A 25,886-nucleotide genomic window follows, 5' to 3' on the forward strand; every position below is an offset into this window, starting at 1 on the left:
AGGACCGCGCCGGGGCGCCGGATCAGGCCGGCAGGGGAGTGAGCAGCATCCGGCCGGCCAGGCCCACCGCCGAGTCGAGGCGGTCGCCGAACTCCTCGGCCAGGTCCGGGAGTCCGCGCAGCGCCCACAGGGCCCGCGCCGCCGCCCAGGTGGCCTCGCGGGCGCGTTCCAGGCTCCAGGAGCCGAGCAGATGGGTGAGCGGGTCGGCGATCTGGAGCAGGTCGGGGCCCGGCATCAGTTCCTCGCGGACGCGTTCCTCCAGCGACACGAGCAGATCGCCCACCAGGTCGAACTCGTCCTCCAGATCGGCCGGTTCGCAGCCGAGGGTGTGACAGCCGTCCACCACGGCGAGCGCGAGGTCGTGCCCGATGTGGGCATTGATGCCCGCGAGCGCGAACTGGAGCGGCCGTACGCCCGGATGGCGGCGGAACCGCAGCAGCGGGCGCCAGCAGGCCGGGGCCCTGCCCTCCTCGGCCACCGTCAGGTAGCGCTCGGCGAACCGCACGTCCAGCGCCGTCGCGGCCCGCCGGTCGGGGAAGGCCCCGGCGTCGAGCCGGCGGTCGAACTCCTCGGTGACGGTGAGGTAGACGCGGTTGAAGACCGCGAGACCGTCGCCCGCGGGGAGGCTCGCGTCCAGGGCCCGCATCCGGGCGACGACCGTGTCGACGGGGGTGGTGAGCCGTGCCGAGTGCGCCATGACCGCAGCGTCCCAGGCCCCGCCCGGTGGGCACGCCGCCGGGCCGCGGGGTTCCCCGGAACGGGGGAACGCGGCCGGGCGGCACGGGCTTCCCGGCGGACGGCGGCTATGCTCCGGCGGGCCGGTCGCCGGGGTCGTCGTACGCCGACGTCCCCGCGTCGAGCAGCGGTTCGGTCCTCAGGTGGGGCGGGGCCATCGCCCGCAGCGCGTGATAGCCGGTGATCACGACGATGGTGCCGAGCGCGATGCTGTTCAGCGAGAAGTGGTCGGTGAACTTCAGGGAGACCCCGCCGATGCCGATGATGATGCCCGCGGCGGCGGGCACCAGGTTCAGCGGATTGCGCAGGTCCACACGGCCGTTGAGCCAGATCTGGGCGCCGAGCAGCCCGATCATGCCGTAGAGGATCACGGTGATGCCGCCGAGGACACCGCCCGGGATCGCCGCGACCACCGCGCCGAACTTGGGGCACAGCCCGAAGAGCAGGGCGAACCCGGCGGCGGCCCAGTAGGCGGCCGTGGAGTAGACGCGGGTCGCGGCCATCACGCCGATGTTCTCGGAGTAGGTGGTGTTGGGCGGGCCTCCGACCGCGGTGGAGAGCATGGAGGCGGCACCGTCCGCGGAGATCGCGGTGCCCAGTTCGTCGTCCAGCGGGTCACCGGTCATCTCGCCGACGGCCTTGACGTGCCCCGCGTTCTCGGCGACCAGCGCGATGACCACCGGCAGCGCGACGAGGATCGCGGACCACTCGAAGGTCGGTCCGTGGAAGGAGGGCAGTCCGATCCAGTCGGCCCGCTCGACCGCGGAGAGGTTCAGCCGCCAGTGGTCGGTGACCTTGCCGCTCGCGTCCGCCGAGTGGATCCGGCCGAAGACCCGGTCGAAGGCCCAGGAGACCGCGTAGCCGAAGACCAGTCCGAGGAAGATCGCGATACGTGACCAGAAGCCGCGCAGACACACCACGGCCGCGCCGGTGACCAGCATGGTGAGCAGCGCCGTCCACTGGTCCTGCGGCCAGTAGGTGGACGCGGTCACCGGTGCCAGGTTGAAGCCGATCAGCATGACGACCGCGCCGGTCACGATGGGCGGCATCGCCGCATGGATGATCCTCGCCCCGAACCGGCGGACGGTCAGACCCACCAGGAACAGCGCGACGCCGACCACGAAGCACGCGCCGGTGACCGTGGCGCTGGTGCCGCCCTGCGCGCGGATGACGGCCGCGACGCCCACGAAGGAGAGCGAACAGCCCAGGTAGCTGGGCACCCGGCCACGGGTGGAGAGCAGGAAGACGACGGTCGCGACGCCCGACATCATGATCGCGAGGTTGGGGTCGAGTCCCATCAGGACGGGTGCCACGAAGGACGCCCCGAACATGGCCACCACGTGCTGGGCGCCGAGGCCGAAGGTCCGGGGCCAGGAGAGGCGTTCATCGGGGCGGACGACCGCTCCCGGGGCGGGGGTCCGTCCGTCGCCGTGCAGTTTCCAGCGCACGCCTAGGTCCATGTCGAGGCTTCGCTTTCTCCGTATGTGAATGTGTCCGGACCATTGTCACGTCCGACCAGTCGCTCTACGCTCACACGGTCCCTCTCATGAACATCGTTCATATGTATGATCGGAGTGTTCGGTGAGTACACGATTCGGGCCGGGCCTGGCCGCCGTGGCGGCCGCCCTCACGCTCGCCTCCCTCGTCGCCCCCTCGGCGTCGGCGCGCACGGCCGGGGGCGCCCCGTCGGCCTCGTCCCGCACGACGGCCGGGAGTGGCGCCACGGCATCGGGGCGCAGCGCGCCCGCGGTCCTCGCCGCCCGGGCCCGCCGGGCCGCGCCCGGATCGCCGCGGACCGTGGTCCTCGACGGCGACAGGCTCCGGCGCACCCGCACCCGGCTGGAACACGGCGACCGCCGACTCGCCCGGACACTGCGGGAGTTGACGGCCCGCGCCGACAACTGGCTCGACCAGGGCCCCTGGACGGTCGTCGACAAGCCGCGACCCGCTCCCGGCGGCGACGTCCACGACTACCTCAGCCAGGCCCCCTACTGGTGGCCCTCGAAGCCCGCCACCGCGGACAACCCCTGGGGCTGCCCGTACGTGCAGCGGGACGGGCAGCGCAACCCCGAGGTGGACACCGGCACCGACCGCCAGGACGCGGAGAAGGTCTTCGACTCGACGTACGATCTCGCGCTCGCCTGGTACTACACCGGGGAGAAGCGCTACGCGGTGAAGGCCGGCCAGGTCCTGCGCACCTGGTTCCTGGACCCGGCCACCCGGATGAACCCGAACCTGGAGCACGGCCAGTTCATCCCCTGCCGGTACGACGGCCGTGCCATCGGCGTCATCGACTTCTCGCAGTCCTGCACGAGCGTCCTCGACGCGATCGCCCTCCTGGACACCGGCGCCCCCGGCTGGTCGCGCCGCGACCGGGCCGCGATGCTCGCCTGGAACACCGGCTACCGCGACTGGCTGACGGACAGCGCCTTCGGCGAGGAGGAGAGTGCCGCGCGCAACAACCACGGCACCTTCTACGACATGCAGCTCGCCGCCCTCGCCCTCGCGACCGGCGACGAGGACCTGGCCCGGCGGACCGTCCTCGCCGCGCGGGCCCTGCGCATCGACCCGCAGATCGCCGCCGACGGCAGCCAGCCGCAGGAGCTCGCCCGCACCCGCAGCTGGCACTACTCGACGTTCGACCTGGTCGCGTACACCCGGCTCGCGGCGGTCGGCGAGCGGGTCGGCGTCGATCTGTGGGCGTACCGGGGGCCGGACGGGCAGAGCCTGTTCGGGGCGGTCGACCATCTGCTGCCCGCGGCGACCGGGGCCGCGCCGTGGAGCGGCCCCGAGCTGGAGTTCCACCGCTTCGCGGCGAGCGACGTGGTGCGGGCCGCGGCCGACGCGGGGGACCGGGCCGCGCGGGCCGCCGTGCCGGCGCTCGAAGCACCGCCCGGCGGTGATCTGTGGGAGCTGCGGCCGGCCGCCGAGCAGCTCGACTCGATCGCGGGCTGACCCCGCCCGGGCAGGGCTCCTGAGCGTTTGCTTAGGCGTTTGCCTAGGATGGGGGTGTCGATTCGAGCCAGGCCCGCCCGTCCGCGCGCCGCAGCAGCCAGGAGCCCCACCCGTGACCGCCGAAGCCCCCGTCGCCCCCGCCCCGCCGTACGGCCGGCTCCTGCCCGTCACCGTCCACTTCGACGACCTCGACGCGCTCGGACTGCTGCACAACGCCCGCTACCCGGTGCTGGTCGAGCGCGCCTGGACCGCGCTGTGGAACGAGCGGGGCTTCGGCTTCGAGGGCGACTGGGAGGCGGCGGGCGATTCGTGCAACGCCGTCAAGGAACTGCGGATCACCTATGAGGCCCCGGTCAACCGCCCCGGCGCGTACGCCGTCCACCTCTGGCTGGAGCGGCTCGGGACCACCGGGCTCACGTACGGCTTCCGCTTCTGCTCCCTCGACGGCGCGGTCACCTACGCCCACGGGACCCGGGTGCTCGTCAGGCTCGACGCCGGGACGCTGCGCCCGGCGCCGTGGAGCGAGTCCTTCAGGGCCGTGGGCCGGGAACTGCTGCGCTCGGGGGAGTGACCTTCGCCTGCGAGGGGGCGCGGTCCCCGGAGCGCAGCACCCCCGCGAGCGCGGTGAGCCCGAACGCCAGGACCGTGACCAGGACGAACGACACCATCAGGTTCGTCGCCTGCGCCACCGACCCGATCAGGCTCGGGGCTATGAGCCCCGAGGTGTAGGTGATGGTCGCGACGCCCGCGATGGCCTGGCTGGGGTTGGGGCCGCTGCGTCCGGCCGCCGCGAAACAGAGCGGGACGACGACCGCGATGCCGAGTCCGAGCAGCGCGAAGCCGCCCATGGCCACCGGCGGATTCCCCGCGAGGACGACCATCAGCCCGCCGAACGCGGCCAGGACACCGCCCGCCCGCACGGTCCGTACGGCACCGAAACGGTTCACCACCGTGTCGCCGACCAGCCGGGCCACCGCCATGGTGAGCATGAAGCCGGTGGTGCAGGCCGCGGCGAGCGCGGCCGAACTGTCCAGCCGGTCCCGCAGATAGACCGCCGACCAGTCCAGGCTCGCGCCCTCCGCGAAGACCGCGCAGAAGCCGGCCGCGCCGATGAGCAGGGCCGACCGGGGCGGCAGCGCGAACCGCGGCGGCGGTTCCTCGTCCTCGGTGGGCTGGAGGTCGAGCACCCACCGGCAGGCGGCGAGACCGAGGAGCGTGAGGGTCGCCGCGGCCAGGGCGTGGTGCAGACGCGCGTCCGCGCCCAGGTGCGCGGCGAGGGTGCCGGCCGCCGCGCCGGTCAGCGCGCCGGCGCTCCACATCCCGTGCAGCCCCGACATGATCGACTTGTCGAGCCGGTTCTCGACCTCGACACCCAGCGCGTTCATGGCGACGTCCGCCATCCCCGCCGTGGCGCCGTACACGAACATCGCGAGGCACAGGACCGGCAGGTTCGACGCCAGGGACGGCAGGACCAGGGCCAGCGTCCACAGGGCCAGGAGCCCGCGCAGCGCCGTACGGCTGCCGAAGCGGTGGGTGATCCGGCCGGCCAGCGGCATCGAGCAGGACGCGCCGAACGCGGTGAAGGCGAGGGCGAAGCCGAGCTGCCCGGCGCTCACCGACGCGTGGTCCTGGATCCACGGGACGCGGGTCGCGAAGGACCCGGTGACGGCTCCGTGCACGGCGAAGACGGCCGCCACGGCGTACCGGGCGTGTCTGACCTCGCGCTGGTCGTCGACCACTTCACTCATGCTCGGGCCCTCCCCGGTCGATGGTTCCACGGCGTCCGCTCCACGGTGTGCCGCCGTAAACTATCAGGAACCCTGCCTGATAAATAGATGTCCGCCCGCCGCCCGGTCGCCCGGTGGCCGCACCGATCTGGGAGGATTCCCGCCATGCCCGCATCCCCGAGCACCGCACGGGCCATCAACGACCGGCTCGCGCTGCGGCTGTTGCAGCAGGAGGGCCCGTTGACGGCAGGGCGGCTGAAGCAGCTCACCGGACTGTCCCGGCCGACCGTCGCCGACCTCGTGGAACGCCTGACGGCCTCCGGGCTCGTCACCGTCGTCGGGGAGTCGGGGGAGCAGCGGCGCGGCCCGAACGCCCGGGTCTACGGGATCGTGGCGGACCGAGCCCACCTGGCCGCCCTGGACGTCCGCACGGAAGGGGTCTCCGTCGTCGTCTCCGACCTGGTCGGCCGGGTCCTGGCCGAGGCGTCCGCGCCCATCGGGGAGGGGACCGGGACCGGACCGGCCGTGGAGCAGGCCGTCGCGCTCGTCGAGCGGGCGGCGAAGGAGGCCGGCTCCCTCGGGACGCCGCCCCCGGGGGAGCGCGCCGGAGGGTGGGGCGGGCTGCACACCGTCGGCATCGGGGCGCCGGGACTGATCGACCCCGCCAGCGGTGAACTCCGCGACTCCACCGGGCTGCCCGCGTGGCACCGGCGCCTGGTCGCGGCCCTTCAGGAACGGCTTCCCGAGGCCCGCGTCCTCGTCGAGAACGAGACCAACCTCGCGGCCCTGGCCGAGCAGCGCGAGGGTGCCGCCCGCGACCGTGACACCTTCGTCCTGCTGTGGCTCGGCCACGGGACCGGCGCCGCCGTGGTCCTCGACGGCGCCCTGCGCCGGGGCGCCTCCGGAGGGACCGGGGAGATCGGCTTCCTTCCGGTGCCGGGCACCACGGGCCTGCCCTCGGCGACCGACTGCGGAGGCGGCTTCCACTCCCTGGCCGGGTCCGCGGCGATCGCGGAACTGGCGGCGGAACACGGCGTGCTGGCGCGGCCCGAGGGCTACGAGCCGTGGGCGGCGGCGCTGGTGAGACAGGCGATCGCGGCCTCGGGAACCCCGGCGGCCGACGGCTTCCTCGACGCGCTCGCCCAGCGCCTCGCGATCGGCGCGGCGTCCGTCAGCGCCGTGCTCGACCCGGGCTGCGTGGTCCTCGGCGGCGAGGTGGGCCAGGCGGGCGGCGCGGAACTCGCGGCGCGGGTCGAGCGGCTGCTCGCCCGGATGTCACCGCTCCCGACAGAGGTGCGCGCCACCGCGGTGGGCGGGGCCGCGGTCCTGCGCGGAGCCCTGCTCACCGCGCGCGACGGCGCCCAGGACGAACTGTTCGCCCCGCAGCCGACGCGGTAGCCGGGGGTGCTGCCCGGCATCCGGAGCGGACTCGGGTGGCGCCCGGATCCGGTCGCGGGGGGCGCGGATGCCGCGCGGAATCCGGAGCAGGGCGCGGGTGCCACCAGGAATCCTGAGCGGCGAGGGTGCCCTCCGGAGCCGGTCGTGGGGAACGCCGGCGCCGATCGGAGTAGGGAGCGGGATGCCGAGGGCCTCCGGAGTCAGAAGCGGGGATGCCGGGGCGTCCGGACCGGGGACGCGGGGCTCCTCGCGGCCCGGGGCGCCGGGGCCGCGCCGGAGCGGGGACGCTTCGTCGGCGGGGCGGATCACGTGGGGGGCCGGCCTGGCGGGCCGGCTGGAGACCCGGCGGCGGGGCAAGGGCCTTCGTCACCGCCGCCGGGTCGATCGTGGGGGGACCGGCAATGAATGATCACGCAGTCTTGATCGAGGACATTAAGAGGACTAGACCAGAGCGTCAATAGGTATGGACCAGTTGTGCGAAGCCGTGACCTGGCCCAAGACCGCCCGGAGCCAAGGCGGTTGGCCGGGAAACCGGTCCGCGGAAGTCCATGCGCAACGGCTGTGAGCCAGCCCACAGGGGTACGGCCGTATGACCGTCGTTCGGGCGTGGCACACTGGCCATGTACCAGAAGCAGCGCACTCCGGGGTCGGTGTAATTCCGAACCGGCGGTTACAGTCCGCGACCCGGCCGCTTCCAGCGGCCGGTTGACCAGGTGGAATTCCTGGACCGACGGTTAAAGTCCGGATGGGAGGCAGTGCGCGGCGGGCGGGCATTCGTGCGCGCTGCCGTCAGTTGCTGCTCGTCCTTCGGGACGGGTGTCCTTTCGGCGTCGCTCCCGGTGTGCCGCTGTCCGCTCATTCTGTCGTCATCGACAGCCCCGGAGTCCGTGCCCCATGAGGCAGGAGGACCCGGGAAGTGTTCACCGGAATCGTCGAAGAGCTGGGTGAGGTCACCGCCGTCGAGATGCTCGACGACGCCTCGCGTTTCCGGCTGCGTGGCCCCGTCGTCACGCAGGGCGCGCAGCACGGCGACTCCATCGCCGTCAACGGAGTCTGTCTCACCGTCGTCGAGCACGAGGGTGACGAGTTCACCGCCGACGTCATGGCCGAGACCCTCGACCGCTCCAGCCTCGGGGCCCTCACCGTCGGCTCCCGCGTCAACCTGGAACGGCCGATGGCCGTGGGCGACCGCCTCGGCGGGCACATCGTGCAGGGGCACGTCGACGGCACCGGCGCGGTCATCGAGCGCAAGCCGTCCGAGAACTGGGAGATCGTCAAGATCTCGCTGCCCGCCGACCTTTCGCGCTATGTCGTCGAGAAGGGCTCCATCACCGTCGACGGCATCAGCCTGACCGTCGTCGACGCCGGCCCCGACTTCTTCACCGTCAGCCTCATCCCCACCACCCTCGACCTGACCACCCTCGGCCACAAGCAGCCGGGCGACCCGGTCAACCTCGAGGTCGACGTGATCGCCAAGTACGTCGAGCGACTGCTGGGCGCCCGCGGCGAGGGGCCCGCCGGTCTGCCCGGCGGCCAGGAGGCCGGCCGGTGAACTGGCTCAACTCCGAGGCCTTCGTCCTGTTCGGCCAGCACATCATGTGGTCGGACATGATCGGCAACGTGATCGGCCTGATCGCCCTCGCGCTCGGCTGGCGGCGCTCCGTGTGGAGCTGGCCCGTCCAGCTCCTCTCCGGTCTCGTCCTCTTCGCCGCCTTCTTCGGCCACCTCACCGGCAGCGCCGGCAAGCAGGTCGTCGTCATCGCCGTCGCCCTGTGGGGCTGGTGGCAGTGGAACCGCGGCGAGGGCAAGGACGGCCGCGTCTCCGTACGGTTCGCCACCTGGCGCGAGCGCGCGTACATGGCGGGCGCCGCGGCCGTGGGCACCCTCGCCGTCAGCGCCCTGTTCCACGCGTACCCGACCCTGTCCTGGGACCCCTGGCCGGACGCCTACATCTTCGTCGGCACGATCGTCGCCATGTACGCGCAGGCCCGCGGCATGGTCGAGTTCTGGTTCGCCTGGCTGCTCGTCGACGTGGTGGGCGTCCCGCTCAACTTCGCCAACGGCTACGCCTTCTCCGGATTCGTCTACGTCCTGTACGGCGCGCTCGTCCTGTGGGGCATGCGCGACTGGTGGCTGCGCTCCCGTGAGGCCGGGCAGCCCGTCATGGAAGGAGCCCCGGCATGACAACGGCGCCGGTTCGGTACAGCACCGGGCACGATCAGGATGCCCTCGACCTCGCCCTCGACCCCGTCGAGCGGGCCATCGCCGACATCGCGGCCGGCCGCCCCATCGTGGTCGTCGACGACGAGGACCGGGAGAACGAGGGAGACCTCGTCGTCGCCGCCGAGATGGCGACCCCCGAGATCGTCGCCTTCATGATGAGCGAGTGCCGCGGGCTGATCTGCGCGCCCATGGAGGGCGACGAACTCGACCGGCTGCGGCTGCCGCAGATGGTCGACGACAACACCGAGTCGATGAAGACCGCGTTCACGGTGTCGGTGGACGCGTCCGCCGCCCACGGGGTGACCACCGGCATCTCGGCGGCCGACCGCGCCGCCACCCTGCGGCTGCTCGCCGACGGTGTCTCGGAGGCGGACGACTTCGTCCGCCCCGGCCACATCTTCCCGCTGCGCGCACGGCCCGGCGGCGTGCTGGCCCGCAACGGCCACACCGAGGCCGCCGTCGACCTGGCGCGGCTGGCGGGACTGCGCCCGGCCGGGGCGATCGTCGAGATCGCCGGCGAGGACGGCCGGATGCTCCGGCTGCCCGAGCTGATCCCCTTCGCCCGCAAGCACGGCCTGACGATCATCTCCATCGAGGACCTGATCGCCTACCGCCGTGCCACCGAACGCGGCACGGCGGCCGAGGCCGGGGCGGTGCCCGCCCCCACCGTGCGCCGCGAGGCGGAGGTCCATCTCCCCACCGCCTTCGGCGAGTTCACCGCGTACGGCTACCGCTCCACCGCCGACGGCGTCGAGCACGTGGCCCTCGTCCACGGCGAGATCGGGGACGGCGAGGACGTCCTGGTCCGGGTCCACTCCGAGTGCCTCACCGGTGACGTCTTCCACTCGCACCGCTGCGACTGCGGCCCCCAGCTCCAGGCGTCCATGGAGCGCATCCAGACCGAGGGCCGCGGCATCGTGGTCTACCTCCGCGGTCACGAGGGGCGCGGTATCGGCCTGCTCTCCAAGCTCCGCGCGTACGAGCTCCAGGAGCGCGGCCGGGACACCCTCGACGCCAACCTCGAACTCGGCCTGCCCGCCGACGCCCGGGACTACGGCGCCGGCGCCCGCATCCTGGAGGACCTCGGCGTCCGCAGCCTGCGGCTGATGACCAACAACCCGGACAAGATCGACGCGCTCGTCCGGTACGGGCTGCGGGTCAGCGCGCGCGAGCCGATGCCCGTGGAGGCCGGCGAGCACAATCTGAGCTATCTGCGGACCAAGCGGGACCGGATGGGGCACGACCTGCCCTGGCTCGACCAGCTCACCGTGTCGGCCTGCGGGAGCCAGTGACCCGTACGCCGGGCCCCCACGGGCCAGGCACCATCGGCACGACAGCACGACAGCACGACAGCACGACAGCACGACAGCACGGCGGCGATCGTGGGCGGCACAGCGCCCGCGGCCCCGCATCATCGGCAACACGGCACAGCGGGACTGAAGGAGAGACGTGAGCGGCAAGGGTGCACCTGAACTGTCCGTACGCAACTGCGGCGACCTGCGGGTCGCGGTCATCGCGGCACAGTGGCACGACAAGGTGATGGACGGTCTCGTCGACGGCGCGCTGCGCGCCCTGCGGGAGCTGGGAATCGACGAGCCGACCCTGCTGCGGGTCCCCGGAAGTTTCGAACTGCCGGTCGCCGCCAAGGTCCTGGCGGGCCGCGGCTACGACGCGATCGTCGCGCTCGGCGTCGTCATCCGTGGCGGAACCCCCCACTTCGAGTACGTGTGCCAGGGCGTGACCCAGGGTCTCACCCAGGTCTCCATCGAGACCGGCGTCCCCATCGGCTTCGGCGTGCTGACCTGTGACACCGAGGAGCAGGCCCTGGACCGCGCGGGCATCGAGGGCTCCAACGAGGACAAGGGCCACGAGGCGGTGACGGCCGCCGTGGCGACCGCGGCCACCCTCCGCTCAGTATCTGAACCCTGGCACTGAGGTACGGCCCCGAGCGCGTAGGGTGAGGACCACCATGTCCAATAAGACGTTCGAGGAGCTCTTCACCGAGCTCCAGCACAAGGCCGCCACGGGCGATCCCGCCACCTCGCGCACCGCCGAACTCGTCGGCAAGGGCGTCCATGCCATCGGCAAGAAGGTCGTCGAAGAGGCCGCCGAGGTCTGGATGGCCGCCGAGTACGAGGGCAAGGACGCCGCCGCCGAGGAGATCTCGCAGCTGCTCTACCACGTCCAGGTGATGATGGTCGCGCGCGGGATCTCCCTCGACGACGTGTACGCGCATCTGTAGGAACCGCCCCCGGCGGTATCCCCGGCGAGCACGTCCGCCCCACCCACCCCGAACACCACTACCGAGCAAAGGAAGCCGACCTCATGCTGCGCATCGCCGTCCCCAACAAGGGTTCCCTCTCAGGACCTGCGGCGGACATGCTGCATGAGGCCGGCTACCAGCAGCGCCGGGAGTCCAAGGAACTGCGGATCGTCGACCCGAACAACGAGGTCGAGTTCTTCTACCTCCGCCCCCGCGACATCGCGATCTACGTCTCCTCCGGCCGCCTCGACATCGGCATCACCGGCCGCGACCTGCTGGTCGACTCCGGCGCCCACGCCGAGGAGATCCTCCCGCTCGGCTTCGCCCGCTCCACCTTCCGTTTCGCCGCCAAGCCGGGCACCGCGAACGGCGTCGCGGACCTGAAGGGCCGGACGATCGCCACCTCCTACGAGGGCATCGTCGCGGGCCACCTCGCCGACCACGGCATCGACGCCTCCGTCGTCCACCTCGACGGCGCCGTCGAGACCGCCATCGAGCTCGGTGTCGCCGAGGTCATCGCGGACGTCGTCGAGACGGGCACCTCGCTGCGCAACGCGGGCCTGGAGATCTTCGGCGAGCCGATCATGAAGTCCGAGGCCGTCGTCATCCGGCGGGTCGGAGCCGGTCCCACCGAGGACGCCGAGCCCAAGGTGCAGCAGTTCCTGCGCCGCCTCCAGGGCGTGCTGGTCGCGCGGACCTACGTGATGATGGACTACGACTGCCGCGCCGAGCACCTGGAGCGGGCCGTCGCGCTCACCCCCGGCCTGGAGTCGCCGACCATCTCGCCGCTCCACAACGAGGGCTGGGTCGCCGTCCGCGCCATGGTCCCCTCCAAGGAAGCGCAGCGGATCATGGACGACCTGTACGAGCTCGGCGCGCGGGCCATCCTGACCACGGCCATCCACGCCTGCCGGCTCTGACGGGACCCACGGACATGTCGGACCTTCCCACCCTTCCCATAACCTTCCGCCCCTCCAGAACCCGGGCCGTGCTGCTCACCGCGGGCGCGTCGATCGTTGTGGTCATCACCACGGTCGTCATGCTCCTGGAGCAACTCGGTCCGGGGGAGCGGGCGAGCTTCATCGTCACCGCCCTGCTCCTCTTCGGGGTGCTCGGGCTGCTCTCGCGGCCCAAGGTCGTCGCCGACGAGAGCGGTGTCACCGTCGTCAACATCGCGAGCCGCCGGCACCTGGACTGGGCGGAGATCCTCCAGGTCAACCTGCGTCCCGGCGACCCCTGGGTGTTCCTCGACCTCAGCGACGGCACCAGTCTCCCGGCGCTCGGCATCCAGCCGGGCATCGCCCGGCAGCGCGCCATCGAGGACGCCCGCGCCCTGCGCGCCCTGGCCTCGGCCCGCTCGATCCCGGAGCCGGACGGACACCGCGGTGAACATCGGGGCTGACTCTCGGCCCTCCACCCTGCCCTGAGAGCCCATGTCTTGATTAATCTGTCGGCGGAGGCGTTTTTCATCGCGCCTCCGCCTCCGATGTGCTCCCGCCCTCAGAGGCCCCCTGCTACCCGAGGAGTGACTCCCTCCAGCGATGGACGGATCGTCCTGTAGTACCTGCGCCGCCCCCTTCCGACATAGCGAGGCGGCGGCATGACCATCCCCCTGTTGCTCCTTGGCGCGGCGTTCCTGCTGATCCTCGCCAACGGCTTCTTCGTGGCCGCCGAGTTCGGCCTCGTCACCGTGGAGCGCCCCGACGCCGAGAAGGCCGCCGCCGAGGGCGACCAGCGCGCCGGCACGGTCGTCGAGTCGCTCAAGGAGCTGTCCTTCCAGCTCTCCGGCACCCAGCTCGGCATCACCATCACCTCGCTCGTCGTCGGCATGCTCGCCGAACCGGCCCTGGCCCAGCTGCTGGGCGGCCCGTTCCGGGCCGTCGGACTGCCCGAGGGCGCGGTGCCCGGCGTGGCCGTGGTGAGCGGCATGCTGCTGGCCTCGGCCGTGCAGATGGTGGTCGGTGAACTCGTGCCCAAGAACTGGGCGGTGTCCAAGCCCCTCCAGGTGGCCCGCTTCGTCGCCGGCCCGCAGCACGTCTTCTCCCGGCTGTTCCGGCCCGTGATCGCCGCGCTGAACACGGTCGCCAACCGGCTCGTGCGCGCGCTGGGCGTGGAACCCGCCGAGGAGCTGGCCTCCGCCCGCACCCCCGGCGAACTCGTCTCCCTCGCTCGTCACTCGGCCCGCGCCGGAGCGCTGGAGCAGGACACCGCGGACCTCTTCGTCCGCACGATGTCCCTGGCCGACCTCACCGCGCAGCACGTCATGACCCCGCGGGTGAGGGTCAGCGCCCTGCAGTCCTCGGCCACCGCGGAGGACGTGGTGAACCTCACCCGCGCCACCGGTCTGTCCCGCTTCCCCGTCTACCGGGAGCGGATCGACGAGATCGTCGGCATGGTGCACCTCAAGGACGCCCTGGCGATCCCCTCGCACGACCGGCTCCGTACCCCCGTCGGCCGCATAGCGCAGGCCCCCCTGCTCGTCCCGGAGACCCTGCCCGTACAGCCCCTGCTGGAGCGGCTGCGCAGCGAGCAGCCGATCGCCGTCGTCGTCGACGAGTACGGCGGCACGGCCGGCGTGGTCACCCTGGAGGACATCGTCGAGGAACTCGTCGGTGAGGTCCACGACGAGCACGACGACGTCCAGGGCGAGCAGCCCGAGCTGGCGGCCGCGCCCCCCGAGGACGGCAGGCCCGCCTGGGACGCCGACGGCAGCTGCCGCGTCGACATCCTCCAGCGCATAGGCCTCGACGTGCCCGAGGGGCCGTACGAGACCGTCGCCGGCCTGGTCGCCGACCTGCTCGGCCGGATCCCGGCACCCGGTGACAAGGCCGAGCTGCCCGGCTGGCGGCTCGTGGTGCGGCAGGTCGGTCACTACCGTGCCGAACGCGTCCGCCTCGTGCGCACCGCGCTCGCCCCGGAGGCCGTCCGATGAGCATGCTCCAACTGCTGTTCGCGGGCCTGCTCGTGCTCGCCAACGGCTTCTTCGTCGGCGCCGAGTTCGCCCTCGTGTCCGTACGGCGCAGCCAGATCGAACCGCTGGGCACCGCCCGCTCCCGCCAGGTCCTGTACGGCCTTGAGCGGCTGCCGCAGATGATGGCGGCGGCCCAGTTCGGCATCACCATGTGCTCGCTGACCCTCGGCGCGGTCGCCGAGCCCACCGTCGCCCGGCTGCTGGAACCGCTGTTCGCGGCCGTCCGGCTGCCGGAGGGCGTCGTCCACCCGCTCGGCTATGTGATCGCGCTCGCCCTGGTCGTGTTCTTCCACCTCGTCATCGGCGAGATGGTCCCGAAGAACCTGGCCATGGCCGCCCCCGAGCGGACGGCCCTGTGGCTCAGCCCCGGTCTGGTCGCCTTCGCACGGGTGTGCCGTCCGGTCACGGTGGCCCTCGGCGCCTGTGCCGCGATGATCCTCAGGCTGTTCCGGGTCGAGCCCAAGGACGAGGTCGAGGCGGTCTTCACCAGCGAGCAGCTCAACCGGCTCGTCGAGGACTCCGGACAGGCGGGGCTCCTCGACCCCGAGGAGCAGGAGCGTCTGGAGGACGCCCTGGAACTCGGCTCCCGCCCGGTCACCGACGTCCTCCTCGACGGCGCCTCGCTCGTCACCGTGGACCCCTCGGTCACCCCGGGCCAGGTCGTCGCGCTCACCGCCCGCACGGGCTATTCACGGTTCCCGGTGGTCGCGGAGAACGGCGCCTTCATGGGCTGCTACCTCCACGTGAAGGACGTCCTCGACCTGGAGGAGTCCGAGCGGGCGGTGCCGCAGCAGCTGTGGCGGCCGATGACCACCCTGCGGTCCGAACTCCCGCTGGACGACGCCCTCACCGTGATGCGCCGTGCCGCCACCCATCTCGCCCAGGTCGCCGACGCCTCGGGCAAGGTCATGGGCCTGGTGGCCCTGGAGGACGTACTGGAGCTGCTGGTCGGCGAGGTACGGGACCCGGCGCACCGCGATGTCGCGCCGGTACGGGTCACGGAGCCGCGCACCAGCCAGGCCGAGGAGGCGCTGGCCAGCTGACCGCCTCGCGGGCCCCGGTTCCCCGGGGCCGTGCGACCCGTAGACGGTCGTACGGCCCGGCGGGACCGGGGCCCGCTCACATCGCGGACGGATCCTGTGGGCCCCGGCCCGAGAGGACCTCTCCGTAGGCCTGCATGAGGTCGGGCAGCCGCAGCGTGGACAGGTCGTCGCGCGAGGGGGTGCCGGGGTATCCCGACAGCCGCAGATCGCGGTACGCGCAGCTCTTCTCGTACAGGGTGCGCAGGAACCGGCCGTTGCCGAGCTCGTCGATCCAGCCCTGGTCGACGACGTGTCCGGCGATCGAGCGCAGTTCGTCCAGCGCCTCCTCGTCCCAGATGTCGCCGTTCTCGGCGGCCAGCACCTCACCGATGGAGGTCAGTTCGAGCGGGCGGTAGGAGGGGAAGTCCACGCGGCTGGTGAAGCGCGAGGAGAGGCCGGGGTTGGCGGCGAGCAGCCGGTCCATGCCCTCGGGGTAGCCGGCGAGGATGACGACCAGATGATCCCGGTTGTCCTCGGCACGTTTGAGCAGCACCTGAAGGGCCTCGTCGCCGTACGCGTCGCCCTTGCCGTAGCCGGAGTTGGACAGGGAGTACGCCTCGTCCACGAACAGGACGCCGCCGATCGCCGAGTCGATCAGCTCGTTGGCCTTCACCGCCGTCTGGCCGAGGTACTCGCCGACCAGATCGGACCGCTGGGCCTCGACCAGATGGTCCCCGCCGAGCAGCCCGAGCGCGTAGAAGACCCGGCCCAGGATCCGCGCCACCGTGGTCTTGCCGGTTCCTGAGGGGCCGGAGAAGACGAAGTGGCGCTTCGGCGGCTGCACCGGAAGACCCTGTCCGGTGCGCAGCCTCGCCATGTTCAGCTGCGCCGACAGCGCCTTGACCTGGCGTTTCACCGGCTCCAGGCCCACCATGCGCTCCAGCTCGGCGAGGGCCTCGTCGAGCAGGGCGGGGTCGGTCGGTCCCGCGGGCATCGGCTGCACCGGCATCGCGGCCTTCTCCCGGAAGCCGTCCGTCCGGGGAGGCAGCCCGCCGGGCGGCGACGGGTCGGGATCGGGAAGCCTCAGATCGCGCCCCTCGGTGCCGAACAGCGCGTCCATGCCGTCCGGGCCCTCCAGCACGTCCTGCCCGATCCCGGCGAGCGTGATCGCCGCGAGATCGGCCGCGGCGTCGTCGTACCCGTCGCCCTCGGCGATGGCCGCGAGCCGCGCCGAGGTGTCCATGAAGGAGGGGTCGACCCGGTGCACCGCCCGGTACAGGGGGAGTGCGGCGGCGGACCGTCCGGTTCCCTCGTGGGCGCGGGCCAGCCAGTACCGCAGCTCCTTGCGCTGCGGCTGTTCGCTGCGGCAGCGCATCAGCGCGGACGACAGCAGCGGCTCGGCCTGTCCGTACATCTCCAGCCGGACCCTGGCCATGCCTCCGAACAGTCCGGCCTCGATGCCGAGCAGGGCATCGTTGATCAGCGGGTCGGTGTGCCGCACCAACTGTTCCCAGTCCTTGACCAGATAGGCGCGGCACGCGTGCAGGAACCGCACCTGGTGGTCCGCGTCGACCGGCGGCAGTCCGGCCAACGCCCGGTCCAGTTCCGGGACATGACGGCCGTCGAGCCAGTGCGAGGCGTGCGCGAGCAGCAGGTCGCGCGGGCTCTCCAGCACGGGCTGGACCCACCAGCCCAGCCAGTACCAGGAGTTGAGGGTGCGTCGGTGCCGGGAGCGCTGCTCGCCGAAGCGGTCCCGGTGCCGGAACATCCGCAGCAGCGCGGTCGTCGTGTCCACGCGCAGCGCGTGCAGTCCGAGCCAGCCGTCCGCCATACCGGGGTCCATCCGGACCGCGGCGCGGAACTCCTCCTCCGCCTGCGGGTAGGCGCCCATGGTGTAGGCGTCCACGCCCCGCAGCCAGGCGAGGTCGGCCGGGGCCTCGGGACCCTGCGTGCCGAAGTCCATCACGTCCCCCACAAACCGTGCCCCCGATGGTCGGGGAGTGCCTCGCGGATCGGGCCATCCCCTCGCCGCCGGGCCGGTGCCCGTCGGCAGCTATGGTCGAACGACTGTGCCACGGACGGGAGTTGAAGCGGTGCGGCAGAGCAGCCGTCCGAAAGTCGCACCGAGAGGCATGGTACCTGCGGTGCACGGGCCTGCCGAAGGGTGCCGCACGGCCCGTTCCACGAGGTGGGAGCGGATGGCGCGCGCCGGCGCGGTGACCCAGGGTGAGCGCATCACGCCGTGGGGTGTCCGGAAAGAGGGGGTGTGGGCAGAACGAAGCCCCCGATCACGGGGGAACAACCGGGGGCTTCGCGACTGCGGGCGGCTCCCGAAGGGCCGCTGCTTCAGAACGTAAGACCTGTACGGCCCCCTGGTCAAGCAGAGTTGGGGTACCGAGGCAACTTCCTGGGAGTGGGTCTTCACAACTTCAGCACGCTGCGGATGGTCCATCACGGTGAGTGATGATCTGGTCCGGTCCAGGCGCCCCTGCGGGTCCTTCCCGTACCTCGTAGCCCTCCGGACACTGCCGCACCACCTGGTGTGCGAACGGCCGTGAGGGGTCCTCCGCGAAGTGCCGGCGCTCGGCGCGGACCCATCCGTCCCAGAAGGCGCTCTGCGCCGGACCGTCCCGTCGCCGGCCCCGCTCCCAGGCCTGCTCGTGCGGCAGTTCCATCCACAGGAGCCGCGCGAGCCACGGCCGCAGCGCCCGGCGCCCCGCGCCGACGCCCTCGACGATCACCACGGGCGCGGCGGGCAGTTCGCGGACCGGCCGGAACTCCCGTGCGGTCCAGTCGTAGGGGGCGTAGCGGGCGGTCTCGCCGCGCCCGAGCGGCTCGACGACCGTGCTCAGCAGGCGTCCGGTCCAGCCGAAGGGTTCCTCGTGGGTGGCGATGTCGTCGAGGTGCAGCACGGGTGCGCCGCCCAGGGCCGCCGCCAGCCTCCCGGCGAAGGTGGTCTTTCCCGAGCCGGCGTGGCCGTCCACGCCGATCAGGCGGACGGGCCCGCAGGAGGGCGGCAGCCGGAGCAGCCGTGAGGCGAGGTCGTGAATGGGGTTTCCCGGGGTGAGGTGCGGCGCGTGCATAGTCCTGGGGAACATTCTATCGAGGCGTCCTCCACAGCGGATCCACGGGTTCGGGGCTGGGGTTCGCGATGGTGCCGCTTTGAACTATTCATTGAACAATCCTCAAGAACTTCGCGGGCCCGCCGGGAAAATTCCCCTCCCCGCGGAACCAGGTATTTCGGATAGGGCGTTCCGGTGTCCGGTGATGCTGAGTAGGGTTCCTGTTGCGGAACGGCGAGGGGTCGTACGGGGATGGACAGGGGAAGATGGCCGCGGGTTTATTCGAGGGGCAGTACGTGTGGCATCCGGCGGCCGACGACCGCACCCTCGCGAGCGTCTGCACGGATGTCAGAGCCGGCCGCTATCTGAGCGCCCGCGAGGCTCTTGAGGAGACCCGTTCCGACTATGGATTACGGGCCCACCGTTCCCTGGTGCTGGCCTCCGAGGCCGCCGACTCCGATCTGACCGAACGCTGGCTGGCGGAGGAGCGGACGCCCGAGGCCGCCCTGCTGTGGGCCCGGGTGGCCGTCCTGCGGGCGCTGCGCGCGGCCGACGCCAAGGACGAACGGGCCGAGGCGCTGGAACGCATCGCGCTGAGCGCCTGCGACCGGGCCGCGCTGATGGACCGGGCGGATCCCACGCCCTGGGTCGCCCGGCTGTCCATGGCCAGGCTGCACGACCTGCGCGACGCCGCCCCGCAGGGGCTGCTGACCCAGCCCCCGGGACCCTGGCGCCTGTTCTCGCACGTCCTGCGTCTGGACCCCTGGAACCGTGAGGGTCACCACCGGTTCCTGGCCTTCTTCTTCACGCGCCACGGCGGTTCCGTCAACGCCGCCTGGGACGTGGCCGCCTTCCTGAGCCAGCGCGCCCCCGCCTCCTCGCCGTTGCGGCTGCTGCCGCTGGTGGCCCTGGTGGAGAGCTACAACCCCACCCAGCTGCTGGTCGACCGCACCTGGGAGCAGCCGCAGTGGCGTTCCACGGCGCTCGCGATCTACCAGAACTGGCTGCCGGAGGTCTCCGGATACCGCTTCACGCCGGTGCTCGACCTGGCGTACCTGGCGCACGCGCTGTTCATGGCGCAGCGCGAGTTCGAGGCGCGGGCGGTGTTCATGGCCATGGGGCCGTACGCCTGCCGGATGCCGTGGAGCGTGTTCGGCGAACCCGAGGAGCAGCTCTCCCGCGCCCGCCGCGCCTGCGGCCTGCCCGTGCCGGGAGCCGGCTGACCGCCGGCCCCACCCGCCCCACGCCCCGAACCACCCCCCCCCCCGAGAGAGAGGTCGGCTGTGTCCGAGCGAATATCGGCCCCGGGCCGGAGAAACGTGCCAGGAAAGGATTCCGTCGCCTTCGACGACGACGCCACGCTGCACGCGATGGGATATCCGAGAAAACTCACCCGTCGTTTTCAGGCGTTCGACAATTTCGCCATATCCTTCACCATCATCAACATCATCTCCGGTATCTTCTCCTCCTTCGGTTTCGGAATGAACGCGGGCGGCCCGCGCGTTCTCGTGTTCGGCTGGATCGGCGTCTCGGTGATGGTGCTCTTCATCGGTGCCGCGATGGCCGAGGTCGCCTCCGCCTATCCGACCAGCGGTGCCCTGTATTTCTCCGCCGGCAAGCTCGCCAAGCGGCACAAGGGCGCCTGGTCCTGGTACACGGGCTGGCTGAATTTCGTGGGTCAGGTGGGAGGCACGGCCGCCACCGGATACGCGGCCGCCACCTTCATCCAGGCGTACGTGGCACTCCAGTGGGACTCGTACCGGCCGACGGCCGAGCAGACGGTCCTGATCACGGCGGTGATCATCGTGCTCCAGGGTTTGGCCAATACCTACACCGTCCAGCTGGTCGCCGTGCTGAACCGGATCTCCGTGTGGTGGCTGCTGATCGGGCTCGTCGTGATCGTGGGAACACTCATCGTGATGCCCCACGAGCACCAGTCGGCCTCGTTCGTCACGCATTTCGCGAACAACACCGGTTTCCAGAACGGGATTTACGGGGGGATGCTCGGTCTGCTGGTCACGAGCTGGACCTTCACGGGCTTCGACGGCAGCTTCCACATGTCCGAGGAAACCGTGCGGGCCACGGTCAACGCGCCCAAGGGGATCACCCGTTCGATCGGCTATTCGGCGATCACCGGGCTCATCCTGATGCTCGCCCTCGTGTACAGCATTCGTGATTACGACCGGGTCGCCGGCTCCTCGGCGCCGCCCGTGCAGATCCTCATCGACGGGCTTGGCATGACCATGGCTAAGTTCATCCTGCTCATCGTGATCGGGTCCATGCTCTTCTGCGGACTGGCCAACCTGACCAGCAACACCCGGCAGATCTTCGCCTTCTCCCGGGACGGCGCGATGCCCGGCTCGCGCTGGTGGCACTCCGTCTCGCCGCGCACCCGTACCCCCGTCAAGGCCGTCTGGCTGGCGGTCGCCTGCTCGCTGGCCCTGGTCCTGCCCGGCTGGTGGTCGCACACCGCCTTCACGGCCATCGTCAGCGTCAACGTCGTCGGGCTCTTCCTCGCCTACGCCGTGCCGGTCTTCCTGCGGCTGCGGCTCGGCGACGAGTTCCAGCCCGGCCCCTGGAACCTGGGCCGGTGGAGCAAGCCCGTCGGCTGGGTGGCCGTGACCTGGATCCTCGCCAGCAGCGTGCTCTTCATGCTGCCCCAGACCTCACCGATCACCGGGGACAACTTCAACTACGCCTCGATCGCCCTGGCCGTGGTGCTGGTGGTCGCGACGGTGTGGTGGTTCGCCACGGCGCGGCGCCGCTTCCAGGGCCCCGTCAGCTACGGCCGCCCCGACGAGGTCGCCGCCATGGACCTCGTCTGATCACCCGTCCGCCCCGGTTCCGGCACCCGCCGGGGCCGGGGCGTCCCAGGTCATGCCAGTGGTCTCGACCAATATTGGTGGGCGCGGCACGGCCCGAAGTGCTGGCAGAAGTCGCCCTCCGGCGTCCATAGTTGGCGCACGACAGAGCATTGGGCCCGCCCGTCACGGACACCCCTGGGGGTTCTCCACCCATGAGCAGAGCCGAACAGCCGTCCCGCAGAATCGTTCTGGCCGCGGCGGTCGCCGCCGCGGCCGCGGTGGGGGCCGCGGGGCCCCCGGCCGCCGCGGCGGTCCGCCGCACCCGAGCGCCCGGCGGTCTCGTCGACAACCGCGCCTGGACCTCGTACAGCGACTGGCGTTCGGGCGGCGCGCGGGGCGCCCGGGCCGTTCCCGGTGTCCGCCCCGGTCTGGTGATCGGCGCCCCGGACGGCACGACGGACTACACCGACCCGCACACCGGCAGAACGGCCACCTGGGAGTACGCGACCTGGACCTCACCGGTCCACCGGCTCGCCGTTCCCGCCACGGAGGTCATCGCCTCCTGGAACGCGCACACCCCGGCCGGCAGCTGGCTCCAGGTCGAACTGACCGGCACCTACTCCGACGGTACGGACACGCCCTGGTACGTGATGGGCCGCTGGGCCTCCGGCGACCAGGACATCCGGCGCACCTCCGTGGACGGCCAGACCGACGGCCGCAGCACGATCTGGACGGACACCTTCTCCGTCGACGACGCCGCCTCGGGGCTGCGCCTCTCCTCGTACCGGCTGCGGCTGACCCTCTACCGCACCCCGGGCACCAGGATCACGCCCCTCGTGTGGCGGCTGGGGGCGATGGGTTCCGACGTCCCGGACCGCTTCACCGTCCCCGCCTCCGCCCCGGGCCTCGCCCAGGAGCTGAACGTCCCGCGCTACTCGCAGGAGATCCACGCCGGCCAGTACCCCGAGTACGACAACGGCGGCGAGGCCTGGTGCAGCCCGACCTCCTCGCAGATGATCATCGAGTACTGGGGGCGCAGGCCCACCGCCGAGCAGCTCGCCTGGGTCGACCCGGCGTACGCCGACCCGCAGGTGTGCCTCGCGGCCCGCTCCACCTACGACTACCAGTACACCGGCTGCGGCAACTGGCCCTTCAACGCGGCCTACGCGGCCACGTACAAGGACCTCCAGGGAGTGGTGACCCGGCTCGGCTCGCTGACCGACCTGGAGACGCTGATCGCCGCGGGCATCCCGGCCATAACGTCCCAGTCGTTCCTCAAGACCGAGCTGACGGGCGCGGGTTACGGCACCTCGGGCCACCTCATGACGGTCATAGGGTTCACCGCGGACGGCGACGTGATCGCCAACGATCCGGCCTCGCCCGGCGACGACGCGGTGCGCAGGGTCTACAAGCGCTCCGAGTTCGAGACCATCTGGCTGCGGACCAAGCGCTACAACGCCTCCGGGAAGGTCGTCTCCGGCACCGGCGGCGTCTGCTACCTGTACTTCCCGGCCCATCCGTCGGCCCGGCAGCGCAAGGCGCTCGCGGCGGTCGGCGTCCGCTGAGGCGGGAGCGGCTCCCGCGGTCCGCGGGAGCCGCCGCCCGTGTGTGACGAGACGCACACGGGCGCGTGCCGGGCGGAATCCGGCGGGCGCGGGGCGGCCGGCCCGCCGACGTGACCTCGGTCTCTACCGGAGACGGCGGCTCCGGTGGCAAGGTGGTCGGGTCGGCGGGGAGCCGACGCGGGCGGGGGACGCCACCGCACGACTACGTCAGCGAGATGCCATGACCGCGAGCCCCGTCACCGCCGCCCGTCTCCGTACCCGCACCGGAGGCCCGAAGGACGAAGGACCGAAGATCCTCGAACACGTCCTGGGCTGGATCCTGGTGGTGGCCGTCGCGATGCTGGTCGCGCGGCTCGGACTGCTCTGAGCGCACGCGCCGCACGGCTCGGACCCCTCCGGGCCGGCCGGCCGCACGGCCCCGGCGCACGCCCGAACCGGGACGAACGATCGCCTATCGCCCCCGGATGACGGTCGCCACGGTTCTGCCATACTGCGCATGTTCCGTCGGCAGTTGGAGACCAGGGCCGGAATTGAATAACAGTCAACAGCGTGAGGCCGAGCGCCCCCGGGCGCGGGGCACCGACCGTTCACTGGCGCGCCGCGCCGAACTCATCGCCATCGGGCGGAGGTTGTTCGCCGACACCTCGTACGACGCCCTGTCGATGGACGACATCGCGCGGCAGGCGCATGTCGCCAAGGGGCTGATCTACTACTACTTCAAGTCCAAGCGCGGCTACTACCTCGCCATCGTCGAGGACTCCGTCGCCGAGCTGGTCTCCAGGGCCGCCGACGGCCCGGAGCTCCCCGGGGCCGAGCGGGTCCACCGCACGATCGACGGCTATCTGCGCTACGCCGAGCACAACCAGGCCGCCTATCGCACGATCATCGCCGGCGGCGTGGGCTTCGACGCCGAGGTGCAGGCGATACGCGAGGGCGTGCGCGAGGCGATCGTCGCGACCATCGCCGAGGGGGCGTACGGCCGGCGCCGGGTCGGACCGCTGCCGCGCGTCGCCCTGCTCGGCTGGCTGCACAGCGTGGAGGGGGCCACCCTCGACTGGATCGACCGGCCCGCCCTGCCGCGCGACACCATGCGCGAACTGCTCGTGAAGATGCTGGGGGGTGCCCTGCGTGCCGTCGAGGAGATCGACCCCACGTGCGTGGCCCCGCCCGACGCCCGGCGGGACAACTGACCGAACGCTATGAGGACTAGACCACTCTGTCAATGGTTCGGACCAATTCCGGGGACGTGTGGGCAGGCGACCAGGGGGTGGGACGCGGCAAGGGGAGGGCGAAAGCGCCGTGGCTGGGGCGCGGCCGGGGGCGTGTCCCGCCGGTGACGGCCCGTCACCCGGCGCCGGGTGCCTCCGTTCGGGCGTACTCCCGGCGCCACGGCCCTTGTTCGCCGGGTTCCGCGGCCCGGAGCGGGAGCATCGGCGGGGCCAGGTGAGACCCGGCGGCGCCGTCCCCGGGCGGACGCTCGCCGGTGTGCCCGACCAGGGAGGAGCGCCGCCGTGCCCGATCGCGCCGCGCAGCCGGTGGACCGTCGGCTGCCCACGGACGAGGCCCGGGACCTGATCTCGCTCGTCCGAGACCTGGCCCGGCGCGAGATCGCGCCGACGGCGGCCGAGGAGGAGGACTCCGGGCACTTCCCGCGCGAGCTGTTCGGCCTGCTCTCGGAGTCCGGACTGCTCGGCCTGCCCTACGACCCCGCCCACGGCGGCGGCGGCCAGCCGTACGAGGTCTACCTCCAGGTCCTCGAAGAACTCGCCATGACCCGCCTCACCGTGGGCCTCGGCGTCAGCGTCCACACCCTGGCCTGCCACGCGCTGGCGCGGTACGGAACCGAGGAGCAGCGGACCGCGCACCTGCCCGCCATGCTCGGCGGCGGTCTGCTCGGCGCGTACTGCCTCTCCGAGCCGTCCTCGGGGTCCGACGCCGCCTCGCTGCGGACGAGGGCGGAACGGCGCGGGGACGACTGGGTCGTCACCGGCACCAAGGCCTGGACCACCCACGGCGGGGTGGCCGACTTCTACACGGTGTTCGCCCGGACCGGCGCCGAGGGCCCGCACGGCATCACGGCCTTCCTGGTTCCCGGCGACGCGGAGGGGCTGAGCGCCTCGCCGCCCGAGCGGAAGATGGGCCTGAAGGGGTCACCGACCGCGCAGGTCCACCTCGACGCGGTACGGGTCGCCGGTGACCGTCTGCTCGGCGAGGAGGGCCGGGGTTTCGAGATCGCCCTGGCGGCGCTCGACTCGGGGCGGCTCGGGATCGCGGCCTGCGCCACGGGTCTGGCCCAGGCCGCGCTGGACGAGGCCGTCGCGTACGCCACCGCGCGGCGCCAGTTCGGGCGGCGGATCGCGGACTTCCAGGGGCTTCGCTTCATGCTGGCGGACATGGCCACCCGGGTCGAGGCCGGCCGCGCGCTCTGTCTGGCCGCCGCCCGGCTGCGCGACGCGGGCCGGCCCTACTCCGGACAGGCGGCCATGGCGAAACTGCTGTGCACGGACGGGGCGATGAAGGTCGCCACCGATGCCGTCCAGATCCTGGGCGGATACGGGTACACCGCCGACTTCCCCGCCGAGCGGTACCTCCGCGAGGCGAAGGCGCTCCAGATCGTCGAGGGCACCAACCAGATCCAGCGCATGGTCATCGCACGGCACCTCGTGGGTCCCGAGGAGCGCTGAGGCCGTCGCGCGGGTCCGGGCCGGCGCCGAACTCGTCCCGCGGGTCCCGGGGCGCGCCGAACCGGGCGTCGCCGCGCGGGTCCCGGACCGGGCCGAACCGTTCCTCTCCGCGCGGTTCCGTGAGCGCGCCGCCGAACTGCACGTACCCGTACATCACCGACGGCGCCGCCAGGCGGGCCCACTCGGGGTCGTGGCGCCCCGGCAGGGTGCGGCCGCGGTCGGCCCAGGCGCGCATCAGGGCACGGTAGATGGGCGGGTCCTGAGCCGGCGGGGCCGGCGGTGGCGGCGGTACCCAGTGGACCGCCGGAGCCGGGACGAGGATCCGGCGCCGCTGCCCGGTCGAGGAAGGTGTGGCGCTCATACCGGGGCAACGGCCGGGCGGGCGGACAGGTCACCGGCCCGGGGATTCGGGCGTGTGTCCAGCACGGGACCCCTGTGTGCCGCACCGGGTCCGCCGTCTGGCCGTACGTGGACATC

24 protein-coding genes and 1 riboswitch are annotated in these 25,886 nt (G+C 72.1%); of the genes, 18 read left to right on the plus strand and 6 right to left on the minus strand.

The window, feature by feature from the left end; translation table 11 throughout:
• Positions 1–22: 22 nt before the first annotated feature.
• Both ACFWI4_RS14055 and ACFWI4_RS14060 read right to left on the minus strand, forming a co-directional pair.
• Positions 23–697 carry a DUF5995 family protein gene (locus ACFWI4_RS14055; protein ID WP_385399265.1) on the minus strand — a complete coding sequence of 225 codons (675 nt, stop codon included), beginning with the start codon at positions 695–697 and terminating at the stop codon, positions 23–25.
• A gap of 106 nt (positions 698–803) precedes the next feature.
• Positions 804–2,195, minus strand: coding sequence for a uracil-xanthine permease family protein (locus ACFWI4_RS14060; RefSeq protein WP_387195041.1), 1,392 nt, complete (start codon positions 2,193–2,195; stop codon positions 804–806).
• 121 nt (positions 2,196–2,316) lie between these two features.
• Between ACFWI4_RS14060 and ACFWI4_RS14065 the strand changes: the two genes are divergently transcribed.
• On the plus strand, positions 2,317–3,690 hold the full coding sequence (locus ACFWI4_RS14065; RefSeq protein ID WP_387195044.1) for an alginate lyase family protein: 1,374 nt from the start codon (positions 2,317–2,319) through the stop codon (positions 3,688–3,690).
• Between the two features lie 112 nt (positions 3,691–3,802).
• Complete coding sequence (locus ACFWI4_RS14070; protein WP_387195047.1) at positions 3,803–4,261, plus strand: acyl-CoA thioesterase; 459 nt, start codon at positions 3,803–3,805, stop codon at positions 4,259–4,261.
• Here the strand turns inward: ACFWI4_RS14070 and ACFWI4_RS14075 are convergent.
• Positions 4,221–5,438, minus strand: coding sequence for an MFS transporter (locus tag ACFWI4_RS14075; protein WP_387195050.1), 1,218 nt, complete (start codon positions 5,436–5,438; stop codon positions 4,221–4,223). The two genes, ACFWI4_RS14070 and ACFWI4_RS14075, sit on opposite strands and share 41 nt — an antisense overlap.
• 144 nt (positions 5,439–5,582) lie before the next feature.
• On the opposite strand from ACFWI4_RS14075, the gene ACFWI4_RS14080 reads away from it, so the two are divergent.
• From ACFWI4_RS14080 to ACFWI4_RS14125, 10 genes are all read left to right on the plus strand, one after another.
• Positions 5,583–6,815 (plus strand): ROK family transcriptional regulator, encoded by a 1,233-nt coding sequence (locus ACFWI4_RS14080; protein WP_387195053.1) that lies wholly within the window; start codon positions 5,583–5,585, stop codon positions 6,813–6,815.
• A gap of 632 nt (positions 6,816–7,447) precedes the next feature.
• Positions 7,448–7,578: riboswitch (FMN riboswitch) on the plus strand.
• A 153-nt stretch (positions 7,579–7,731) separates the two neighbouring features.
• The gene (locus tag ACFWI4_RS14085; RefSeq protein ID WP_385399279.1) at positions 7,732–8,367 is read left to right on the plus strand and encodes a riboflavin synthase; all 636 of its coding nucleotides are present in this window, start codon (positions 7,732–7,734) and stop codon (positions 8,365–8,367) included.
• Complete coding sequence (locus ACFWI4_RS14090; protein WP_339128136.1) at positions 8,364–8,999, plus strand: nicotinamide mononucleotide transporter family protein; 636 nt, start codon at positions 8,364–8,366, stop codon at positions 8,997–8,999. The genes ACFWI4_RS14085 and ACFWI4_RS14090 overlap by 4 nt, the downstream gene beginning before the upstream one ends.
• Positions 8,996–10,330 (plus strand): bifunctional 3,4-dihydroxy-2-butanone-4-phosphate synthase/GTP cyclohydrolase II, encoded by a 1,335-nt coding sequence (locus ACFWI4_RS14095; RefSeq protein ID WP_387195056.1) that lies wholly within the window; start codon positions 8,996–8,998, stop codon positions 10,328–10,330. The genes ACFWI4_RS14090 and ACFWI4_RS14095 overlap by 4 nt, the downstream gene beginning before the upstream one ends.
• Positions 10,331–10,487: 157 nt before the next feature.
• Complete coding sequence (gene ribH, locus ACFWI4_RS14100; RefSeq protein WP_037621081.1) at positions 10,488–10,973, plus strand: 6,7-dimethyl-8-ribityllumazine synthase; 486 nt, start codon at positions 10,488–10,490, stop codon at positions 10,971–10,973.
• Positions 10,974–11,007: 34 nt separating this feature from the next.
• Positions 11,008–11,280 carry a phosphoribosyl-ATP diphosphatase gene (locus ACFWI4_RS14105; RefSeq protein ID WP_030038616.1) on the plus strand — a complete coding sequence of 91 codons (273 nt, stop codon included), beginning with the start codon at positions 11,008–11,010 and terminating at the stop codon, positions 11,278–11,280.
• Between the two features lie 83 nt (positions 11,281–11,363).
• Positions 11,364–12,221, plus strand: a complete 858-nt coding sequence (gene hisG, locus ACFWI4_RS14110) for an ATP phosphoribosyltransferase (RefSeq protein ID WP_385399285.1) — start codon at positions 11,364–11,366, stop codon at positions 12,219–12,221.
• 14 nt (positions 12,222–12,235) lie between these two features.
• On the plus strand, positions 12,236–12,703 hold the full coding sequence (locus ACFWI4_RS14115; RefSeq protein ID WP_387195061.1) for a PH domain-containing protein: 468 nt from the start codon (positions 12,236–12,238) through the stop codon (positions 12,701–12,703).
• A 198-nt stretch (positions 12,704–12,901) separates the two neighbouring features.
• Positions 12,902–14,233, plus strand: coding sequence for a hemolysin family protein (locus ACFWI4_RS14120; RefSeq protein ID WP_387195064.1), 1,332 nt, complete (start codon positions 12,902–12,904; stop codon positions 14,231–14,233).
• The gene (locus ACFWI4_RS14125; protein WP_387195067.1) at positions 14,230–15,315 is read left to right on the plus strand and encodes a hemolysin family protein; all 1,086 of its coding nucleotides are present in this window, start codon (positions 14,230–14,232) and stop codon (positions 15,313–15,315) included. Before ACFWI4_RS14120 ends, ACFWI4_RS14125 begins: the two co-directional genes overlap by 4 nt.
• 76 nt (positions 15,316–15,391) lie before the next feature.
• Here ACFWI4_RS14125 and ACFWI4_RS14130 read toward each other — a convergent pair whose 3' ends face one another.
• Both ACFWI4_RS14130 and ACFWI4_RS14135 read right to left on the minus strand, forming a co-directional pair.
• Positions 15,392–17,257: an AAA family ATPase gene (locus ACFWI4_RS14130; RefSeq protein WP_385399296.1), complete on the minus strand. Its 1,866-nt coding sequence runs from the start codon at positions 17,255–17,257 to the stop codon at positions 15,392–15,394.
• A 466-nt stretch (positions 17,258–17,723) separates the two neighbouring features.
• On the minus strand, positions 17,724–18,377 hold the full coding sequence (locus ACFWI4_RS14135; protein WP_387195071.1) for a uridine kinase: 654 nt from the start codon (positions 18,375–18,377) through the stop codon (positions 17,724–17,726).
• Positions 18,378–18,622: 245 nt separating this feature from the next.
• Here ACFWI4_RS14135 and ACFWI4_RS14140 point away from each other — a divergent pair, with 245 nt between their 5' ends.
• The 6 genes from ACFWI4_RS14140 to ACFWI4_RS14165 all read left to right on the plus strand — a co-directional run bounded on the left by ACFWI4_RS14140 (position 18,623) and on the right by ACFWI4_RS14165 (position 25,409).
• Positions 18,623–19,579, plus strand: coding sequence for a hypothetical protein (locus ACFWI4_RS14140; protein WP_387195074.1), 957 nt, complete (start codon positions 18,623–18,625; stop codon positions 19,577–19,579).
• A 60-nt stretch (positions 19,580–19,639) separates the two neighbouring features.
• Complete coding sequence (locus tag ACFWI4_RS14145; RefSeq protein ID WP_385399303.1) at positions 19,640–21,181, plus strand: amino acid permease; 1,542 nt, start codon at positions 19,640–19,642, stop codon at positions 21,179–21,181.
• Between the two features lie 191 nt (positions 21,182–21,372).
• Positions 21,373–22,725 carry a peptidase C39 family protein gene (locus tag ACFWI4_RS14150; RefSeq protein WP_385399305.1) on the plus strand — a complete coding sequence of 451 codons (1,353 nt, stop codon included), beginning with the start codon at positions 21,373–21,375 and terminating at the stop codon, positions 22,723–22,725.
• Positions 22,726–22,945: 220 nt separating this feature from the next.
• Complete coding sequence (locus ACFWI4_RS14155; protein ID WP_387195078.1) at positions 22,946–23,092, plus strand: SCO1431 family membrane protein; 147 nt, start codon at positions 22,946–22,948, stop codon at positions 23,090–23,092.
• Between the two features lie 163 nt (positions 23,093–23,255).
• Positions 23,256–23,915 carry a TetR/AcrR family transcriptional regulator gene (locus ACFWI4_RS14160; RefSeq protein WP_387195081.1) on the plus strand — a complete coding sequence of 220 codons (660 nt, stop codon included), beginning with the start codon at positions 23,256–23,258 and terminating at the stop codon, positions 23,913–23,915.
• A gap of 321 nt (positions 23,916–24,236) precedes the next feature.
• Positions 24,237–25,409 carry an acyl-CoA dehydrogenase family protein gene (locus ACFWI4_RS14165; protein ID WP_387195084.1) on the plus strand — a complete coding sequence of 391 codons (1,173 nt, stop codon included), beginning with the start codon at positions 24,237–24,239 and terminating at the stop codon, positions 25,407–25,409.
• Here ACFWI4_RS14165 and ACFWI4_RS14170 read toward each other — a convergent pair.
• Positions 25,372–25,770, minus strand: a complete 399-nt coding sequence (locus ACFWI4_RS14170; protein ID WP_387195087.1) for a hypothetical protein — start codon at positions 25,768–25,770, stop codon at positions 25,372–25,374. The genes ACFWI4_RS14165 and ACFWI4_RS14170 overlap by 38 nt on opposite strands.
• Positions 25,771–25,886 lie beyond the last annotated feature (116 nt).

It is taken from the genome of Streptomyces sp. NPDC127038 (assembly GCF_042725875.1).
Classification (GTDB): Bacteria; Actinomycetota; Actinomycetes; order Streptomycetales; family Streptomycetaceae; genus Streptomyces.

Excerpts from the sequence above, each read along its gene's own strand:
- ACFWI4_RS14055 (WP_385399265.1), bottom strand. The coding sequence starts at position 697 with ATGGCGCACTCGGCACGGCTCACCACCCCCGTCGACACGGTCGTCGCC.
- ACFWI4_RS14060 (WP_387195041.1), bottom strand. The coding sequence starts at position 2,195 with ATGGACCTAGGCGTGCGCTGGAAACTGCACGGCGACGGACGGACCCCC.
- ACFWI4_RS14075 (WP_387195050.1), bottom strand. The coding sequence starts at position 5,438 with ATGAGTGAAGTGGTCGACGACCAGCGCGAGGTCAGACACGCCCGGTAC.
- ACFWI4_RS14080 (WP_387195053.1), top strand. The coding sequence starts at position 5,583 with ATGCCCGCATCCCCGAGCACCGCACGGGCCATCAACGACCGGCTCGCG.
- ACFWI4_RS14095 (WP_387195056.1), top strand. The coding sequence starts at position 8,996 with ATGACAACGGCGCCGGTTCGGTACAGCACCGGGCACGATCAGGATGCC.
- ACFWI4_RS14105 (WP_030038616.1), top strand. The coding sequence starts at position 11,008 with ATGTCCAATAAGACGTTCGAGGAGCTCTTCACCGAGCTCCAGCACAAG.
- hisG (WP_385399285.1), top strand. The coding sequence starts at position 11,364 with ATGCTGCGCATCGCCGTCCCCAACAAGGGTTCCCTCTCAGGACCTGCG.
- ACFWI4_RS14115 (WP_387195061.1), top strand. The coding sequence starts at position 12,236 with ATGTCGGACCTTCCCACCCTTCCCATAACCTTCCGCCCCTCCAGAACC.
- ACFWI4_RS14120 (WP_387195064.1), top strand. The coding sequence starts at position 12,902 with ATGACCATCCCCCTGTTGCTCCTTGGCGCGGCGTTCCTGCTGATCCTC.
- ACFWI4_RS14125 (WP_387195067.1), top strand. The coding sequence starts at position 14,230 with ATGAGCATGCTCCAACTGCTGTTCGCGGGCCTGCTCGTGCTCGCCAAC.
- ACFWI4_RS14130 (WP_385399296.1), bottom strand. The coding sequence starts at position 17,257 with ATGGACTTCGGCACGCAGGGTCCCGAGGCCCCGGCCGACCTCGCCTGG.
- ACFWI4_RS14135 (WP_387195071.1), bottom strand. The coding sequence starts at position 18,377 with ATGCACGCGCCGCACCTCACCCCGGGAAACCCCATTCACGACCTCGCC.
- ACFWI4_RS14140 (WP_387195074.1), top strand. The coding sequence starts at position 18,623 with ATGGCCGCGGGTTTATTCGAGGGGCAGTACGTGTGGCATCCGGCGGCC.
- ACFWI4_RS14150 (WP_385399305.1), top strand. The coding sequence starts at position 21,373 with ATGAGCAGAGCCGAACAGCCGTCCCGCAGAATCGTTCTGGCCGCGGCG.
- ACFWI4_RS14155 (WP_387195078.1), top strand. The coding sequence starts at position 22,946 with ATGACCGCGAGCCCCGTCACCGCCGCCCGTCTCCGTACCCGCACCGGA.
- ACFWI4_RS14170 (WP_387195087.1), bottom strand. The coding sequence starts at position 25,770 with ATGAGCGCCACACCTTCCTCGACCGGGCAGCGGCGCCGGATCCTCGTC.